Below are 16,519 nucleotides of genomic sequence, written 5' to 3' on the forward strand. Positions count from 1 at the left end.
GAAAGATTTACTGTTGAAGCAAGAGGATAAGTTTTTTGGTCGCGTCAGCGGAACGGAGTTCTATCGCTCATTATCCGGACATGATATTACATATTACAAATAAAGATTATTTTTTGTGCTTTTTTTCAGAAAATTTCTTGCCTGTTGTCTACTTCTGCAAAAAGTCTATTCTTTTTCAGAGATATCTAATAGCTCAAAAAGTTAGCATTTTGAGCAGACAAGGGTAGAAAAATTACCAAAAAATTGGGTTTAAAGCTTCGCCCTTCTAGGGCGACTTTTTAGTTGTTTTTTTTAATAAAAATGTTATCATACTGTTAGTTCAGATAGGAATTATGAAAGCTAGATTTAAGTATCGTATCTATCCAACACCAGGACAAAAATACCGAGAGCGCAAAGCTATTTGGTTCGGTCCGTGTAGTTTGGAATGATAGTCTAGTTTGCTGCCAAGAAAAGTATTCTTCAGGAGAAAAGAAACCCACTAATTCAGAACTACAAAAACAGTTTATCACATCTGCTAAAAAGACTGAACACAGAGAATGGTTATCAGAAGTTTCTGCTATACCATTACAGCAATCTTTGAATGATTTAAACCGTAGGGGCGATTTCCTGCGGAATGCTGCGCAAACGCGAATCGCCCCTACTAGGTATTTCTTGAGTTTTGTAGTAGAAATACAACCAGAAATCTTACCTCAAACTGATAATTCAGTAGGTGTGGATTTAGGTATCAAAACCTTTGCTACATTTAGTGATGGTACGAAGGTTGATGCACCAAAACCACTCAAAAACGAATTAAGAAATTAAGAAAGTTAAGTAAGTCATTATCTCATAAAACTAAAGGATCTAAAAGGTATGAAAAAGCAAGGGTTAGAGTTGCTAAGTTCCATGGCAAACTGAAAGATACGCTTAACAGATTTTCTGCATAAATTATCTACTAAAATAATTCGTGAAAACCAAACAGTTGTTTTAGAAGATTTGTTTGCGTTTGCGTAGCATCCCGTAGGGAAGCATCTCCGTTGGAAACGTTTCTGGTATGGTTAAGAACCGTAACCCACCCTCACCTCCCGGGAGGGGAGCAAGAGGGGTGGGTATCCGATTTAGGATGGAGACAATTCAGAACATTCCTAGATGGAATTGCTGAAAAATATGGTCGTGATTTTAGAGTAATTAATCGTTGGGAACCAACATCTCAAACCTGCTCATGCTGTGGGTTTAAAGAACACAGCAATAAATATATTAGTCGCGGGCGGGCAGTCCGAGACAAAAACGGACGTGGAGGCAAGTGTAACCCACCCCCATCCTCCCGGGAGGGGAGCAAGAGGGGTGGGTGCAGCAGCCTGTGAGACGTCAATCCGCCGAGGAGTTACGGCTCGGTAGAAATCCCCGTGCCTAACAGCCGGGGAGGATGTCAAAGGACTCTCATATCCGACCACATCCTCTGTAATTCCCGTGTATCCTGTCTCTCCTCCTCCACGGTCGGGGGGAGGGGCTAGGGGTGGGTTGGGAGGGGAGGGGCGAGGGGTTAGTTGTCTCCTGTCTCCTGACTCCTACCCTCACCCATAAGACTTATTGAGCAAACCCTATTTAAGGAGATAATTTTGTGAAAGCTTTTGAAATTCAGGAATTTGGTAATTTAGTTTTAACAGAAAAACCACAACCACAACCAAAATTTGGAGAAGTTTTAGTCAGGGTAAAAGCAGTCTCGGTTAACTATCGAGATATTTTAATGGTCAAAGGTCTTTACCACCCCCATCTACGTTTGCCTGCTATTCCCTGTTCGGATGGAGTGGGAGAAGTTGTGTCAGTAGGAGAAGGTGTGACTAAATTTCAACCTGGAGATAGAGTCGCGGGTATTTTTATGCAGAAATGGCGATCGGGTAATTTAACTAAGGAGGGATTTAAGTCAGCTTTGGGTGGTGAAGTTGACGGAATGTTGGCAGAATATGTGGTGCTGTCTGAAGATGGTTTAGTAAGTATTCCGTCTCACTTATCTGATACAGAAGCAGCTACTTTGCCTTGCGCTGCAGTAACAGCTTGGCACGCTTTAATGGAAGCAGGTTTAAAACCAGGGGAAACAGTGTTAGTGATGGGAACAGGTGGAGTTTCTTTGTTTGCTTTACAGTTTGCAGTTATGGCAGGAGCAAGGGTGATAGCAACTTCCAGTAGTGATGAAAAGTTGGAAAGGGTAAAGCAGTTAGGTGCATGTGATGTAATTAATTATAAGTCTGTACCGAAGTGGGAAAAACAGGTATTGGAGTTAACTGAGGGAGTTGGAGTTGATTATATTGTGGAAGTTGGTGGAGCAAATACTTTGAGTAAGTCTTTAAAAGCAGTCAAAATGGGAGGGCAAATTAGTTTAATAGGTGTATTAGCAGGAGCGCAAGCAGAATTTAATCCTTTACCTGCAGTGATGAAAGGAGTTCGGATACAAGGAATTTTTGTCGGTTCGCGCCAGATGTTTGAAGCGATGAATAAGGCCATAAATGTGAATAAATTGTATCCTGTATGCGATCGCGTTTTTCCATTTGAGTCAGCTCCAGAAGCACTAAGTTATATGGAAACAGGTTCCCATTTTGGCAAAATTACAATTCAACTTTAGGAGAGAAAAATGAAAGCATTGGTATTAGAAAAACCAGGAATTCCTGATAGTTTACTTATGGCAGAAATGCCCTTACCACAGCCAGAAGTAGATGAAATTAGGGTAAAAGTCCATGGGGTCGGGTTAAACCCTGTTGACTATAAAGTGGCTGCTTCTGGGTCTTCGAGGTGGAGCATTAACTTAATCAGAGAATAACGATATAATAGCTTTAAAAGCATACTATTTAGACTGGCTGCACTCACGCATACATGAAATCCATGATTAACAAAGCTCAAACTTAATAATAAACAGAAAACTCTGATGGCTCAACACGCGGGCTACTCTCGATGGTGCTATAACTGGGGTAAAAGGTCTGTGGAATGCTGCATACATTGATGGTTACAAACCCAATGCTTCCTGCGGAATGCTGCGCAAACGTAAGCTTAGAGAAGTATTTACTAATCACACAAAACCACTTTATCCTTGGATGAAAAACTTGTCATCTAAAGTTTATCAATATGCTTTTCCTTCGGAATGCTGCGCAAACATTAACTTGGGTGAAGCATTTAAGAGGTTCTTCCAAGGGTCCTTGTAAACGCCCAAAATTTAAGAAGAAGGGTAAATCTGATTCTTTTCCTTCGGAATGCTTCGCAAACACAATTGATAATTGTGGAAAGCCAATAGAGTTAAACGGATGGAGCCACAAGTTACCTTTTATTGGTATTGTCAAAACTTATGAACCTATTGAGGCAACAGTAAAAAAAATAACTATTAGCAGGCAAGCAGGAGATTGGTATATTAGCTGTGTGCGACTCGTTGGCTAGTAAAAATCGCCGTAATGCAGGTATAGCAAGCCTTTTAAGTCAAGACATGATGTAAAAACATCGACTTGAAAAACTCAGTAGATGGAAAAGTTTTTATTCAACAGCGATCGCTCAAAATTTAGTATTTTTTAATACAAAAATTTCAGGGAGTGACGGCTAATGAATTAGTAAAACTTATCATCGGATTCAGCAAAATATTGTTGTTATCAACCTGATGGAAGATAAATTGCATCAACAACATGGTAAAATTTATCAATAGACTGTTTAAGAAAAGCTAACATCTGTTTAAAAGTAAAGATTTCTTGATAAATTAATCTGCCTCCACGTCTGGTTGAACTAACTTTTTGCGCCTAGGAGATTGACCCAGATATTAACAAGAAGAAAGGAAATTCCTAGTAATAGTAATCTAATGATTGGCTTTTTATTAGTGGTTTTAATACGACAGATATTTTTAATTCTATAGCTGCTCTCAATCCCAAAACGTTTTCGGTAATCAGTCTGAATATAATTTAAGCTAACATCAGCTTTATAGACAACATAGACTAAATATTCAAGGCCATATTTATTTCTTTTTCCTTTCCTATATTTAACAATTATCCAGAGATCAAAGGTGACATAATCATCCAGACTTTTTTTCATGGTATAAGTCGTTTGATAACTTTTTCTCCCTTGAAGAAACTGATTAATTCCTCCTTGCTTACCCCGTCTGATTGCTGGCATAATAAAAGGAATATTTAAAGCTTTTAAGCATCGAATCACAGAAATACTAAAAACCTCTGTCTAAATAAAGAGTTTTAATTTTAATTTTTAGCGGTTCAATAAAAGCTAATAAATAAGTGATAATTGCTACATTTGTGTCTTGACAACGAATACCTTTGATGGCTAAGGTAAGACGTTTTCCTTTTTTTAAAACATATAGACTAGCATAAGCATAAAAGGAACAAGTCCCCGCCATACGCTTGACTTCTATAGATATAAGGTTTTTCTTCTTCTGTAGGATTCCCACACTGAAGGAATCAAGTTTAAGTCGATAGCAAATTTCAGTTTACCTTTTTTGATTCCTGGTAATTTTCGACTTCTTAAAGCTGAGTTAATTTGAACTTCTAACTCTTCAAAATTATCAATCTTGTCTAAATGATACCTAATATTTTTACCAGAAGGGGATTTCTTTAAGATTTTAGATGTGTTTTCAATACTATCACAGTTACTGGCTGCTCTTACTAATATTTGGAAGAGGTCTGATGAACTAAAAGCCCCTTGTGTTGATAGGGGAATATATTCGGTTAAACAATTAATGGTTTCTTGCAAGGTTTCTGATTCACTTAAAAGAATCTGATTTTCAACTTTAGCCAAAATTTCAACTTTTATCAGAATTTACTATCTTATATTTTAGCTTTTCTATTACTTTTTTGCTCTTCTGTTTTGGTTTGACTAATTAACATAAGTAAATCTTATTAATTTGCCTAGATTAGAACTTATGTATTGAGTAAAAGCTCCCTTTTTTGGTTTAGCGATCGCTGTTGAATAAAAACTTTTCCATCTACTGAAACTCTTATGACCTTGTAGGTGAGATTCCTACTGCCTCGTTGTTGGGTTGACAGCATAAGCCACAAGGTAGAGACTGAACATCAATCCCTGAAGCTGGCTTAAATGGGGTTAAAGCTTTAACTACCAAATAAGTGAGACCCCTAGCAAAGGCTGACAAGTGGACGAACAGGAAGGCAATCTAAACTCTCGTCAGATACAGCCATTCCAAAGGTAGCTATGGAATGTAGGACAAAAGTCAGGGGGTCAATGGATAATCTTATTGCAGCTGAGATTATCAACAACCATACCGAATCCTCCGAGGGATTTTGCCTCACTAAATCAGTCGCAATAAAGGCATAAGGGAACGAGAAAACCTCTTTAAGACACCTAAGAATACAGGTCGATTAACGAAGGTGCGCCATTCAAGGTCAATCTGCACAACGGTTGCAGGTCTTAAGGAGAGTAGGATTAGGTCCCAAGGTGGAATTTTAAGGATGTACCCATGACAAGGGACGTTTAGGAGAGGAGCCGATTTGGAGGTGAAAGTCTCACGTCCGGTTCTGAAGACGAGCAGACCCTATAAAGGATTACCCGGAAATGGGTTTGCTTAGTTTAACAGCTTTGAATTTCATCCTCACACCATACCCAAAAAAACTGATGTTATCGGTGTAGATTTAGGTGTAAAAACCTTAGCTACTTTAAGTGATGGCAAGGTGTTTCCTAGTATCAAACCATATAGAAAAGCTGAGAAAAAACTGACTAAGTTGCAACGTCAAGTTAGTAGAAAAGTCAAGTATTCAAATAATTGGTACAAAGCTGTAATCAAGTTAGCGATCGCAGCATAGACGAGTAGCTAATATCCGCAAAGATGCACTTGATAAACTGACAACTTACGCAAGCTTTGAACCACGGCAGTGTTGTCATTGAAGTATGACAATGTGTCTGGAATGCTAGCCAACCATAGGCTAGCTAAATCAGTTAGCAGATAGTGGTTTTATGAGTTTCACCAGACAGCTTAAATACAAGTGCCAATGGTACGGAAGTGAATTAGTAGTAGTAGATAGATTCTTTCCATCATCAAAGACTTGTTCTAACTGTGGTCATGTTCAAGACATGCCCTTGCATCTGAGAACTTATGACTGCAAGAAGTGTGGGTTGTCAATCTTCGCCAAGATTTAAACGCAAGTATAAATTTGAGAGATGCGGTCGGTTTGCTCCGCAACGCTAACGCGTTTCGCTCTAGCGTTGCGAAGCAAACGACCGTGAATGCCTGTGGATGAGTAACCGCCGACGGTAGGGACGTTGCATGCAACGTCCCTACAGCAGGAAGTAAACCTCAATTTGTAACGCTATGTAACGCTTTGTATCAGTTTTATAGAGCAGTTATCCATTTATTTTGGGGTTAGATGTGGCGGGAGTTATCGTTTAAAAGGCCGTCATGTCCGGGGTAAAATAGTTGCTAAAGTTGCAGAATAAAGTGTATTAGAGAAAAAAATACCTTTATAATATCATATCCTGATAATAGGGCGATGAAAAAAAATAAAGTTCCATATTTCAAGCCTCTGAATTCAGGCAAAGATACTGATAACTGATAACTGATAACTGAAATGACTCCTGACTCCTTAGAGATTACATTCTTGAACTTTAGAATATAATATCCGACGCAAACGTTTAGTAATCATAAATTCGGGAATATTCACAGTAGCATCTAGCTCTCTTAAAGCTATTGGCAAATGACCTTGAGGAGCATTTTCTGAAAAATTTAACTGCTCATATTTTTTCCATTTTCTGGCTTTTCTCCAACCTAATTGGTCACCGAATAGTTGGTAACTTTGTGGGTCGTATGCTTCCAAGTCATTGCCAGTTTCTAAGTAAATTGACATTTGAATACTAAGACCAAATTTATCTTCAGAATATTTCCGCCATAGTCTATCTATATTGCTAATTTCTTCACAAGAAATTTTTTCTTTTATTGCTCTTGTATTGATACCTCCTCCTCTCTTTCTTTGAGTTAAAGTTAAAATCAAATCGTATGTTTCTTCGTCTGCTTCTTGCCATTTATTATCTGCTAACAGATTTTCTAACTTAGCATAAGGAGAATTTTCTTGCTCTGGTGAAGTAATAGTTTGAGATTGAGAAATATCTGATTTATTGTGGGTTAATATTTCTAGATTATTAGAGTTCGCTAATGATGGGAGTGCTGCGAAAAAATCCATAATAAAATAGTTAAATTTTTTAATTTATACTTAATCATAAATTAACCTCCAAATTATTTATCATCATATTCTATAATTTATTCAATATATAGTAATCCTATTTAATGAAAATTTTAGAGAAAATATATTGGAATTAGCAGCCAACCCCTAAATATTTAGACTAAAATCCTCTGAATGCTTACAAATCCTCCTCTGAGATAGAGGGGGACTAATACCAATTTGAAAAAAGAATGTTACGAATAGTAAGAGGAATAAAAAGACAAATGCAGGATATGTCCTTTGACAAAAGAATGATTTATGACCTAAAAAATGGTATTAAAGCTATTAATTATGACTCCTGACTCCTGACTCCTGACTCCTAAGAAATATCCTAGCTATTTGTAGCAAATATTTATCAATTTGGTATAAGTTACGATAAACATTATCATACATTTTTAAATTGACTAACTTTTTGAAGTCAAATAATCGTAACCATTCAGCTATTAATAATAAAGTTTAAGGCGTTTCAGCAACATCAAGTTGAATTTTGCTTTAACTTATCAATCGCTTTTACCGAAAAATCGTGGTCTAAAGACTGCCCTTTTAAGGAGATAAAAAAAAAGAGAATTCCGTATTTTAAGCATCCTTATTACAGAGGTATTGATAACTGATAACTGATAACTGAAATTACCTCCTACAAAGCAATAGCTGATAGCTGATAGCTTACAAATAATCTTTCCACAAATGAAAATTAGTTGTCCTACCAAGTAAAAATACACCTTCTCCTTCTTTTCTTGATTGCCTCAATAAATTACACGCATTTGCTATAACATAATCTAGACAATCTCGATCTGCCAACAATACATCTTGTTCAGTTTCATACAATGAAACGCCTTCATTTCGCAAACATCTTCTTGCATAAAATACTGTCATATCTCGTCCTAATATTTGTTTAATCCATGCTCTTGCTCCAATGGCAAATCCTTGATTCGGATGACACATAAATACTAAACCACAAATACTGCTAATAATAGGTTTGATAAGTTCTCCCTTTTCATTAAAAGCCTGCTCTAATGGTAAATTTTTAAGTTCTAAATCTTTGGTAGTATAAATTTTTCCTTAATCTTTTTCAACTCTTCATTTGATAATTTAGTCCAAGGTATTGTAGCAAATTTTGATTTTTTAAATATTCGACCCACTCAGAATCTAAATTACATTCTTGAGCACCATAAATTAGAGTTTTTAAATATCTTTTAGAAGGCGGTATACCCTCTTTAATTATCAGACCTGGGAATTTAATTTTTTCTCTGTAAGCTATATATGTTAGAGCAGTAATAGTAGTATTTGAACCATAAGGCAAAACTCCTACAATTTCTTCTTGATATACTTGACCTTTACCTTCTAATCCATCAATTACTGCTTTACATTCTGGTGACATTTCATATAAACAACCATGTACAGTAGAATTTTTTGATAAACTAAATTAGCGTAACTTGGATCGACATTATTCGTCGGCACATATAAATTAAATTTCAATTCAAAATCTTTTAATATAGCGGGTTGAGAATGTAAAATCAGTGAGTTAGGTTCTGTATTGTATTTCTCCTTCGTTTGAGGATTTGATGATAATTTGAATTCTAGTAATGATTTAGATAAGTTGGAGCCATAAGCAAAGTATTTAATATTAGAAGTAGAGCTGGAAAATTGTGCCGAACTTGATTGCATATAGCCTCGATTAGTGAGTAATTAGTAATTTTCATTTTATCAATTTTTCTGAGTTAAGTTAAACTACTAATGTAATATAATTAAGTAATTTTGTTTGTAGTTTTGCTCTAGCAATAAGACAAGTATTAGGGCTAGAGCAAAACTACTATAAAAGTTGCACATCGCGTTACCGAAAAATTCAGGTCTAAAGCCTCTTCACAGGAACTCCGATCAAGAGTTTAAAAATCGCTATTGACCTGCTAAAGAATTAATATAATTCCAAATATTTCCCCCTGGGGAATAGTAAATAGTAGAGATAGGAGTAATTAGTTACTTAAATTTGAATTATGGTCGTGATTAATTACGCCATTCTCTACATAACATTCCACAGGATTTTTACCTAAATCCCAAATAGAAGGTGTTTTTTGATGCTGGTGATAATAATTTTCCCATTTTCTTGAATAATCTCAAATTCTTGGCTTTCTCCTAACAATTCTTTAGGTATTAATAAACCTTGTTCTGTTGCTGTTAATTTAATGTTTAATTACCTCAATTAATTTTGTAGATTAATTCATTAAAATTACTCATTCTCAGAATTGCAATACTTATGCTAAATTTTCAATTTCCTGCAATACCTCTATCAAAGAAGGAGCATTTGAGGATATAATATTATCTTCACTTCCATCATGTTTATGATGAGGAAAGTTTGGCAAATTTAGCTTTTTATGATGTCTAGTATTGTCATAACGAAAAATTATATTTTTGGAGGCAGTCATATATTGATATACGTACATACCACGATTGATGATTGTTTTTACATTTACAAATTCACGCCAATAAAGAATAGAACCATCTATAAAATTTATTTCACCTACAAGAAAACCTCGATCATCTGTTCGTTAATCAGATGTAATACTGAATGAAGTGACTAATGAACAAGAGTTAATTACTTCACGAATTTCCTGAACATAATCCTTAATTAACAAACTCAACCACCTTTAAATTTTCTACTTCTTCACAGAGATTTTTCAGCATCCAAGATTCTCCAATCCATTCGTCTAATTCTAGAGTTTCTGTAAATTCATCATTTTCATATCTTCTGAGAAATTCTTCTGTAGATAACTGATATTTAGTCTCAAATTTCTACAATCTTTGTTTGGTTCGTTCAATACCATCAGACAAAGACTGTAATTCTTTTTCTACTGCTGCTTTTAAAAAGATTTTTAATGATTCTGGGTGCTGGCATTTAATTTTGAGTTCTGGCATATTTATTATTTCCTTTAAAAATGATTTAATCTTGTACTAATCAGACTTCTCCTCTTTTCAGATTATTCATTTTCTGTTTCCCAATCTTCAGCAATCCTAACTAATAAAGGCAGAAGATCAAAATCTTAATACTGTCGCGATTTCTCACAAACAGCACAAAGCCTGCTGAGGTTATTGTCAGTTAAGCTATTAGAGCGAATAAATATTTTTTGGTGATGATATAGTCCTTTTGAAACCAGACTAGAAAATTTGTTTGCTAGATTGCCTTGCAGTGGCTGGATTGGATTTAGTATCTATGAATTGCACACAATCAAAAGTATTAATCCACAGATGAGCGCCACAACTTGCTGGTTTGTAAGGTCGATAGACTATTTGGCAAGGACCTGAAATATATAACTCATAACCATAATAGTTATGACCGCCGTGCTTAACTGACACTACAGCTTCCAATTCTGTTGGAGGCTTATTTTTATTACTTTGAATTTTGTTTTGATTGACATGAATCATTTTTGGTGTGGTAGATTCTCTCTTGCGCCATATACCTTTCGGACCGCGCCGAGCCGGAATTATTACAGGCATTCCACTTTCAGAAACTGGTATTTCCCAGAATCTACCTTTTTTCTGTGCTCCTTTGACTCTTCCTTGAGCTAATAAAACTAATAAACGTTGACGAGACATACCTAATAAAAAAGACGCTTCTCTAGTACCCATGATTTTTTCCTTAACTGTTGGACAATAGTTAAAAATTATAAAATACCTACTATTTATAAAGTTATTAGGACTTACACAGATACGCTATATATAGTACTCATAACTATTGTCCAATAGTTACTGGACTCTATACACAGTGTCTTTGCGTAAATCCTGGTTATTTAAAAACGAATATAAACAAAATTATTGGTTTTGTCTACCTAGAATTTGCTAAAAAAGTATGAGTGGTTAGCGTAGGAGTCAACTGAGACGGCCCAAACCTGAACCGAGAGGTTTCAAACCTCAACTTCTTCAAAAGATGTCAAATGGGTTCTATAGAATGAACAATGAAGAAAGGTGATCATATTGTCAACCTAAATTAAACTATCTCAAACTAGGCGCTAAGGTATTTGCCAAATGATTCTGGGTTCTGGCATTTAATTTTAAGTTCTGGCATATTTATTATTTCCTTTAAAAGTGATTTATTTTTGTACACTAATTCATTGAAATTGCTTTTCCGATAAATCTCTAGCAATATCTTTAGGAATCACATCATCACTTAAGCCAAAGTTTTCTAATGATATTCCCTCAGATTTTAAAGTGGGTATCCGCAAATTAAAAGCAATCACTAATTGATTATTTTCAATGTTGATATTAGTTACATTAACTACACTTTTTCTGTTAACAAACTATCAAGTGGTACTTGAGGAGATGACCGACATCTATATCCATCTATTTCCAACCATTCAGAAATATTTCTCCAATTTTCGATTCTGCGATCGCGCCTATCGACTAAACTTTTGACATACTTATATATGGTTGCACATAAATCAGTTTCTACACCTTTAGGATTTTTTTCTAGCTTTTCTGCTATTTCTCCAGGACTGTAGCCACAGAGTAAACCTCGTAGATGTAGCTTTTCAGTAGGAGTCAAACGCTTTCCTTTAGCAGAAGCAAGGTCTGTATAGAGGGTTTCTAAGTCCCAATTTTGGGCTGCTTCTGCAAATTGTTTGTCGATGGAGGCCATAGTTGAAAGAATTTTGAAAGTTCCTGATGTGATTCTAATATAAGTTCTAAGTTTTATCAGGTGTTAGTGTGAAATTGATTAAGCTATTATCATTATTATGATTGGACACTTTTTTTCAATCAAGTTAACTTCAGTAATTACTGATAATTATTAGTGGAGTAACCAACTAATGGCTTGGGATATTTTAATACAAGCTGCTGCTGGATTTCTTATCGGCGCTGCTGCTGTTTATGCTTTTGCTGCAATAGTTGAAGCTTTATCAAGAGCTTTTGCTAATGTGTGGGAACAATTTGTTGGTGGGATTAAACAGATATGGGGGTATGTAACAGAAGCTACTAAATATTATTTGGCCTTAGTAGCTCAATTCTTAGACAAAAACTGGCCAGAGATTGAATCTTATCTAAGACAAGAATTTGGCTATCGTAGCGAGTGGTTGCTAGCAGTTTTCAGGGATGGATTAGATGTAATAGTTGCATTTGTAGATCCAAAACGCTCAGATGTGCAGCCAGTTATGATTTCTCTAAAACCTTTAGAAGACCAAGATGTTCAGTTGCCAACGGTGCAAAACAAACCGATAGTTGCTGTCTTAAGTAGTTAGTTAATAGGAGGTAAAATAAATGGGTTTTTTTACATGGGTGGGTAGTCTAATAGATCAGTTTTTAGACTGGTTAGGAGAAGTTTTTAGACGCTTTATTCAAGCTTTGGTTGATGCTCTGCAAAAAATCTGGGAAACTTTCGTAGTTGCTGTTCTAATAGCAGCTTTTGGAGCTGGAGCAACTTTATACGTTATTTTTTATGCTGGTGCAGTTCTTGGGGAAACAATTATGGAAATTTGGGACCCCAGATATGCAAATAGTAAACCTTCAGAAGTTTTCAAACTACAGCAAGCGCCTCAAGATTCGCCTTTACCTGAATATCGTTCAGAAGCAAAGATACTGAAACTAGAAGATTGGAATTAATTCCAAAAAGGAGTCAATAATTATGTCACGAACACCACAAGAGAAAATCTATCTAGAAATTGGTTTTCGTTCTCCAGAAACCTATGGAAATTTAAAGACTATTGAGTTGTTAGGAGTTCCTGGGCAAAGATTAAACAATGGAGAGTGTATTGTTAATGAAAAAACACAAAAATTCTTTGATAAATTAATCATCAGAGAGCTATTTCGCCAGAATCGTTTCCTACCTAATTGCAATTTTGAATATCTCAAAATATGGCTGTATGACACAGAAATAGAAAACAATGAAAGAGGGTACAGTGTTCCTACAATTGATAGAGGTGATTTAGAAATTAGGTCTAATATTCCAGGTTCTAAGTTAGAACGAATTTATGTTCTAGATAATGAGTTAAGTGGTCAAGAATACCAAAGTTGGAAAAGAGATACTGAAAATCTTTTCAACCCTTTATTTAGAAAATTTATTGCACCACCAGAATTTCCATCACTTTTAACTGAAGAATCAATAGCTGACAATCCTTTGATTCAATTATTTAAGCCATTGGTAGAAGGGATAGACAAAATAACTGAAACTGCCGACCAATATGCCAAAATGAAACAAAGTTTGTTTTTTAATGCTTTGATTATTCAGATAGATTGACTGTTGAAATAGAGAGAAAGTTACTTGTTAATTTGAAGTAAAAATTTAGAGGTAGTTATAAATGCCACGAAACGATCCGCCTAGAGATAGAGAATCACAGTTCCGCCAATATAGTCAGGATAATTCTATGCCAAAAAGAAATAAGAGAAATTTTTTTGATTCGTTAAGTAAATTTTTTGGTGGTAATAGAAGTTCTACAACTGAAATGTTGTATAGAAAATTGGAGCCAATTTGGGATACAAATATTGCTCCAGTTTTAATTGAAGCATTTGGTAAAGGAACAACTTTACATTTGATACTTTACTTGGAAGGTTATTCTCACGAACTAACTATGGAAGTGTGGGACCCAAAGCACGTTGAAAGCAAACCATCCCAGGTGTTTAAATTATCAGGAATAAGTGGTAATGATATTAATAATTTTCCCAAAGATAGGTCAAAAGCCAAAATAATGACTTTGGAAAATTGGCATGACTAATTTCCTGAATACAATTTCAAGACCCCAGAAATAAACAGAGTTAAATCAGAGTAATTTATTTGGAGTATAACTGTTAGTTGCAATTTATAACTTAAAGGAAAAATTGTCATGCCAAGAGCTGATAAAATAGGAGCATTTCGGCAAGCAGGAGGAGAAAAAAACACCTCAGCTAATAATGCTGTTAATGATACTCTACACTCTCAGAATGATGTAAAATCTAGCGATTCAGAAAAACCAGAATCAAGTATAGATTATACCTCCTATCTAAGAGAGCCAAAATATACTCTTGAAGATGTTATTTTGCCTCAAACAACTAAAAATCAAATAGACTTAATTCTAGCAGAAATTGAGTATCAGGATTTAATCTACGATGAGTGGGGAATGGGTGAAAAACATAAGTTGGATAAAGCTCTTTCCATTAATTTTTCTGGTCTCCCAGGAACAGGAAAAACCTTGACTGCTGAAGCACTTGCTCATGCACTAAAACTGAAAATTCTAGGTGTTCCTTATCAGCAACTTGAATCTAAATATGTTGGTGAAACACCAAAGAATATTGCTAAAGCATTTGAATTTGCTAGTAGCAATAATGCAGTTTTATTCTTTGATGAAGCAGACTCTTTTTTAGGTAAACGTTTAGAAAATGTGACTCAAGCAACAGATACTGCAGTTAATTTGACTCGTAGTGTGATGTTGATGCAGCTTTCTTCTTACGAAGGAATAGTTATTTTCGCAACTAACCTAATTCGTAACTACGATCCAGCTTTTATTAGCAGAATTCGATGGAAAACTCAATTTGATTTACCTGATGAAGAGGCGAGGGCAAAAATTTGGCAAGCTCAAATTCCTAATAAACTTCCATTAGATAAAAATTCAGTAGATTTTTCTGAACTTGCGAAACAGTTTGATGAAATATCTGGTAGAGACATCAAAAATGCTGTGTTTAAAGCTGTAGTTGCTGCTGCTAGGGAAGACAAGCCTAAAGAAGAAAAATGTGTTACTCAATCTCACTTTGCTCAGGCAATAACTGAGATTATTGAAGCTAATAAGGCAGCATCTAAACAGGAAGTAAAATTAACGCCTGTTGATGGTACGGTAGAATTACCTCCTCCACCAAAGACAGAAGTTGATGGTACGGGAGAATCACCTCCTCCATCAAATACAGAAAATGATAGTTATACCATGAAACTTTAGGGAAATTTACAAGCGATCGCTTCTCCATCTCACAAAACAAATGAGGAGCATCGCTATTTTTTGCTACTGATACTTCAATATTTTAATGACATATTTATATATCTATAATTCAACTATCAACATGATAATCTATGCAAATAATTAAGCCTGCTAGTAATTCTTCAAGGATAGGATTGGAAACTTGCCCAAGATATTTAACAAATCTTTCATTCGCAATACTACGAACTTGAAGCACATTACCCGCATAGTCGTTATCTAAACTATTTTCATCAGTTTTCGGTATCGAAATCATACAAGGGCGGTTTTGAAATTTAGATTGCCATTTGGCTACAGGAATAATAATTCGGACACTGACTGAGCTAAAAAGGTTTGAGCTAATCACAACTGCTGGGCGAGTTTTTTTGATTTCTTGACCTCTAGTCGGGTCTAGTTGTACTAACCAAACTTCTCCTCTTTTAGGATTATTCATCTTCTGTTCCCCAATCTTCTCCATCAAGAATAGAAAACTCTGTTAATTCTGGGTCATTTAAAAAATCCTCAGCAGTTTTAGCTATTGATGCTGTTAATAATTTATGACGCTCTGCTATAGGCAAACGAGCAATTTATTTGAGAGATAACTTATTTTTAGAATCAACTTGAGATAGCTTCAATTTATGTTGAATAAACTGAATAAAGTCTAGCACTTCCTGTTGTTTTTCAGGTGGTAATAATTTCAGATTATCTAAAATTTCTTGTTGAATTTTATTATTTGTTATTGCTGTCATAAAAGTCATCTCCAACTCAGATAAGAAGTCATTTTAGCAAAAATATTAAGTTATCATGGTAACACTTCAAATCCAGCTTGAAGAAAATGGTTATCTAAAGTTAAAGCTGTAACTATCTTTCTTTCTTTCATAATGATAAATGATAAACAATCAGTAAGAGAATAGGATTTGTCTTGATGCTTTTGAAAATATTGCCATCCTTGATTAAATAGACTTTTATCAATATTAATCAATTCTATATCAGGACTTTCCAATAGTTGATTACCAACTTCAACTGCTTTATAATGAAGGTTTCTACTATTTAAGAAAGTTACTACTTCATCAAAAATATATGTTGTTGTTACTAACAAAGGCTGAGATTTGGCTAAAAAATTCCAATTTTGTAATACTTGTTGATGAGCATCTTCATTTTTTATTTCTAGAGCCAAAATATAGCTAGTATCCAAAAAATAGACTTCTCTCATTGTTGATTATACAGATAACGGTCGTGATTAATTGCGCCATCCTTTACATCACATTCCACAGGATTTTTACCTAAATCCCAAATAGAAGGTGTTTTTTTAATGCTGGTGATAATAATTTTCCCATTTTCTTGAATAATCTCAAATTCTTGGTTTTCTCCTAACAATTCTTTGGGTATTAATAACCCTTGTTCTGTTGCTGTTAATTTCATGTTTAATTACCTCAA

At 35.0% G+C, this 16,519-nt stretch carries 29 protein-coding genes and 1 pseudogene; 13 read left to right on the forward strand and 17 right to left on the reverse strand.

What is annotated here, in order from left to right:
• Positions 1–332: 332 nt before the first annotated feature.
• The 6 genes and pseudogenes from SAGCYANO_RS47685 to SAGCYANO_RS18070 all read left to right on the forward strand — a co-directional run.
• The gene (locus SAGCYANO_RS47685; protein WP_202221337.1) at positions 333–428 is read left to right on the forward strand and encodes a helix-turn-helix domain-containing protein; all 96 of its coding nucleotides are present in this window, start codon (positions 333–335) and stop codon (positions 426–428) included.
• A gap of 148 nt (positions 429–576) precedes the next feature.
• Positions 577–801 (forward strand): transposase, encoded by a 225-nt coding sequence (locus tag SAGCYANO_RS18050; protein ID WP_202221338.1) that lies wholly within the window; start codon positions 577–579, stop codon positions 799–801.
• Between the two features lie 212 nt (positions 802–1,013).
• On the forward strand, positions 1,014–1,340 hold the full coding sequence (locus SAGCYANO_RS18055) for a zinc ribbon domain-containing protein (RefSeq protein WP_202221339.1): 327 nt from the start codon (positions 1,014–1,016) through the stop codon (positions 1,338–1,340).
• Positions 1,341–1,597: 257 nt separating this feature from the next.
• Complete coding sequence (locus SAGCYANO_RS18060; RefSeq protein WP_202221340.1) at positions 1,598–2,596, forward strand: NAD(P)-dependent alcohol dehydrogenase; 999 nt, start codon at positions 1,598–1,600, stop codon at positions 2,594–2,596.
• A 9-nt stretch (positions 2,597–2,605) separates the two neighbouring features.
• Positions 2,606–2,791 (forward strand): hypothetical protein, encoded by a 186-nt coding sequence (locus SAGCYANO_RS18065; RefSeq protein WP_202221341.1) that lies wholly within the window; start codon positions 2,606–2,608, stop codon positions 2,789–2,791.
• Between the two features lie 105 nt (positions 2,792–2,896).
• Positions 2,897–3,378 (forward strand): annotated as a pseudogene (locus SAGCYANO_RS18070) (hypothetical protein); the annotation flags it as partial.
• A gap of 357 nt (positions 3,379–3,735) precedes the next feature.
• Here the strand turns inward: SAGCYANO_RS18070 and SAGCYANO_RS18075 are convergent.
• Genes SAGCYANO_RS18075 through SAGCYANO_RS18085 form a run of 3 tightly spaced genes read right to left on the reverse strand, consistent with a single transcriptional unit; the run spans position 3,736 to position 4,752 of the window.
• Positions 3,736–4,158 (reverse strand): hypothetical protein, encoded by a 423-nt coding sequence (locus tag SAGCYANO_RS18075; protein WP_237396298.1) that lies wholly within the window; start codon positions 4,156–4,158, stop codon positions 3,736–3,738.
• A gap of 7 nt (positions 4,159–4,165) precedes the next feature.
• A complete protein-coding gene (locus SAGCYANO_RS18080; protein ID WP_202221343.1) occupies positions 4,166–4,354 on the reverse strand; it encodes a hypothetical protein in 189 nt (62 codons plus the stop codon).
• An 11-nt stretch (positions 4,355–4,365) separates the two neighbouring features.
• Positions 4,366–4,752, reverse strand: a complete 387-nt coding sequence (locus SAGCYANO_RS18085) for a hypothetical protein (protein WP_202221344.1) — start codon at positions 4,750–4,752, stop codon at positions 4,366–4,368.
• An 815-nt stretch (positions 4,753–5,567) separates the two neighbouring features.
• On the opposite strand from SAGCYANO_RS18085, the gene SAGCYANO_RS18090 reads away from it, so the two are divergent.
• A complete protein-coding gene (locus SAGCYANO_RS18090) occupies positions 5,568–5,771 on the forward strand; it encodes a transposase (protein ID WP_202221379.1) in 204 nt (67 codons plus the stop codon).
• Between the two features lie 151 nt (positions 5,772–5,922).
• The gene (locus SAGCYANO_RS50450) at positions 5,923–6,105 is read left to right on the forward strand and encodes a zinc ribbon domain-containing protein (RefSeq protein ID WP_202221345.1); all 183 of its coding nucleotides are present in this window, start codon (positions 5,923–5,925) and stop codon (positions 6,103–6,105) included.
• A 443-nt stretch (positions 6,106–6,548) separates the two neighbouring features.
• On the opposite strand, the gene SAGCYANO_RS18100 is transcribed toward SAGCYANO_RS50450, so the two are convergent.
• The 9 genes from SAGCYANO_RS18100 to SAGCYANO_RS18135 all read right to left on the reverse strand — a co-directional run bounded on the left by SAGCYANO_RS18100 (position 6,549) and on the right by SAGCYANO_RS18135 (position 11,808).
• Positions 6,549–7,142 (reverse strand): GUN4 domain-containing protein, encoded by a 594-nt coding sequence (locus SAGCYANO_RS18100; protein ID WP_202221346.1) that lies wholly within the window; start codon positions 7,140–7,142, stop codon positions 6,549–6,551.
• A 702-nt stretch (positions 7,143–7,844) separates the two neighbouring features.
• Complete coding sequence (locus tag SAGCYANO_RS18105) at positions 7,845–8,123, reverse strand: hypothetical protein (protein WP_202221347.1); 279 nt, start codon at positions 8,121–8,123, stop codon at positions 7,845–7,847.
• A 127-nt stretch (positions 8,124–8,250) separates the two neighbouring features.
• Positions 8,251–8,559, reverse strand: coding sequence for a gamma-glutamylcyclotransferase (locus SAGCYANO_RS18110; RefSeq protein ID WP_202221348.1), 309 nt, complete (start codon positions 8,557–8,559; stop codon positions 8,251–8,253).
• Positions 8,535–8,846 (reverse strand): hypothetical protein, encoded by a 312-nt coding sequence (locus SAGCYANO_RS18115; protein WP_202221349.1) that lies wholly within the window; start codon positions 8,844–8,846, stop codon positions 8,535–8,537. Before SAGCYANO_RS18115 ends, SAGCYANO_RS18110 begins: the two co-directional genes overlap by 25 nt.
• A 584-nt stretch (positions 8,847–9,430) precedes the next feature.
• Entirely contained in the window at positions 9,431–9,691 is a 261-nt protein-coding gene (locus tag SAGCYANO_RS44875; protein ID WP_307785921.1) for a DUF6516 family protein, read from the reverse strand.
• A gap of 277 nt (positions 9,692–9,968) precedes the next feature.
• Positions 9,969–10,091, reverse strand: coding sequence for a hypothetical protein (locus SAGCYANO_RS47690; protein ID WP_255502594.1), 123 nt, complete (start codon positions 10,089–10,091; stop codon positions 9,969–9,971).
• Between the two features lie 240 nt (positions 10,092–10,331).
• Entirely contained in the window at positions 10,332–10,802 is a 471-nt protein-coding gene (locus SAGCYANO_RS18130; protein ID WP_202221350.1) for a hypothetical protein, read from the reverse strand.
• A gap of 479 nt (positions 10,803–11,281) precedes the next feature.
• Positions 11,282–11,410 carry a hypothetical protein gene (locus SAGCYANO_RS47695; RefSeq protein ID WP_255502595.1) on the reverse strand — a complete coding sequence of 43 codons (129 nt, stop codon included), beginning with the start codon at positions 11,408–11,410 and terminating at the stop codon, positions 11,282–11,284.
• Between the two features lie 38 nt (positions 11,411–11,448).
• The gene (locus tag SAGCYANO_RS18135; protein WP_237396299.1) at positions 11,449–11,808 is read right to left on the reverse strand and encodes a helix-turn-helix domain-containing protein; all 360 of its coding nucleotides are present in this window, start codon (positions 11,806–11,808) and stop codon (positions 11,449–11,451) included.
• Between the two features lie 169 nt (positions 11,809–11,977).
• Here SAGCYANO_RS18135 and SAGCYANO_RS18140 point away from each other — a divergent pair, with 169 nt between their 5' ends.
• The 5 genes from SAGCYANO_RS18140 (at position 11,978) to SAGCYANO_RS18160 (ending at position 15,067) form a co-directional block, all read left to right on the forward strand.
• The gene (locus SAGCYANO_RS18140) at positions 11,978–12,406 is read left to right on the forward strand and encodes a hypothetical protein (protein ID WP_202221351.1); all 429 of its coding nucleotides are present in this window, start codon (positions 11,978–11,980) and stop codon (positions 12,404–12,406) included.
• A 19-nt stretch (positions 12,407–12,425) separates the two neighbouring features.
• A complete protein-coding gene (locus SAGCYANO_RS18145; protein ID WP_202221352.1) occupies positions 12,426–12,767 on the forward strand; it encodes a hypothetical protein in 342 nt (113 codons plus the stop codon).
• Between the two features lie 22 nt (positions 12,768–12,789).
• Complete coding sequence (locus tag SAGCYANO_RS18150) at positions 12,790–13,401, forward strand: hypothetical protein (RefSeq protein ID WP_202221353.1); 612 nt, start codon at positions 12,790–12,792, stop codon at positions 13,399–13,401.
• Between the two features lie 61 nt (positions 13,402–13,462).
• Positions 13,463–13,876, forward strand: coding sequence for a hypothetical protein (locus SAGCYANO_RS18155; protein WP_202221354.1), 414 nt, complete (start codon positions 13,463–13,465; stop codon positions 13,874–13,876).
• Positions 13,877–13,984: 108 nt separating this feature from the next.
• The gene (locus SAGCYANO_RS18160) at positions 13,985–15,067 is read left to right on the forward strand and encodes an ATP-binding protein (RefSeq protein ID WP_202221355.1); all 1,083 of its coding nucleotides are present in this window, start codon (positions 13,985–13,987) and stop codon (positions 15,065–15,067) included.
• Positions 15,068–15,176: 109 nt separating this feature from the next.
• On the opposite strand, the gene SAGCYANO_RS18165 is transcribed toward SAGCYANO_RS18160, so the two are convergent.
• Genes SAGCYANO_RS18165 through SAGCYANO_RS18180 form a run of 5 tightly spaced genes read right to left on the reverse strand, consistent with a single transcriptional unit; the run spans position 15,177 to position 16,504 of the window.
• A complete protein-coding gene (locus SAGCYANO_RS18165) occupies positions 15,177–15,536 on the reverse strand; it encodes a type II toxin-antitoxin system PemK/MazF family toxin (RefSeq protein WP_202221356.1) in 360 nt (119 codons plus the stop codon).
• Entirely contained in the window at positions 15,529–15,660 is a 132-nt protein-coding gene (locus SAGCYANO_RS47700; protein WP_255502596.1) for a hypothetical protein, read from the reverse strand. The genes SAGCYANO_RS18165 and SAGCYANO_RS47700 overlap by 8 nt, the downstream gene beginning before the upstream one ends.
• A 9-nt stretch (positions 15,661–15,669) precedes the next feature.
• Positions 15,670–15,831 (reverse strand): DUF2281 domain-containing protein, encoded by a 162-nt coding sequence (locus tag SAGCYANO_RS44880; protein ID WP_237396300.1) that lies wholly within the window; start codon positions 15,829–15,831, stop codon positions 15,670–15,672.
• A 53-nt stretch (positions 15,832–15,884) separates the two neighbouring features.
• A complete protein-coding gene (locus tag SAGCYANO_RS18175) occupies positions 15,885–16,277 on the reverse strand; it encodes a type II toxin-antitoxin system VapC family toxin (protein WP_237396301.1) in 393 nt (130 codons plus the stop codon).
• Positions 16,278–16,291: 14 nt separating this feature from the next.
• Positions 16,292–16,504 carry a hypothetical protein gene (locus SAGCYANO_RS18180; protein ID WP_202221358.1) on the reverse strand — a complete coding sequence of 71 codons (213 nt, stop codon included), beginning with the start codon at positions 16,502–16,504 and terminating at the stop codon, positions 16,292–16,294.
• Positions 16,505–16,519 lie beyond the last annotated feature (15 nt).

The organism is Okeania sp. KiyG1 (genome assembly GCF_014132355.1).
Lineage (GTDB): Bacteria > Cyanobacteriota > Cyanobacteriia > Cyanobacteriales > Microcoleaceae > Okeania.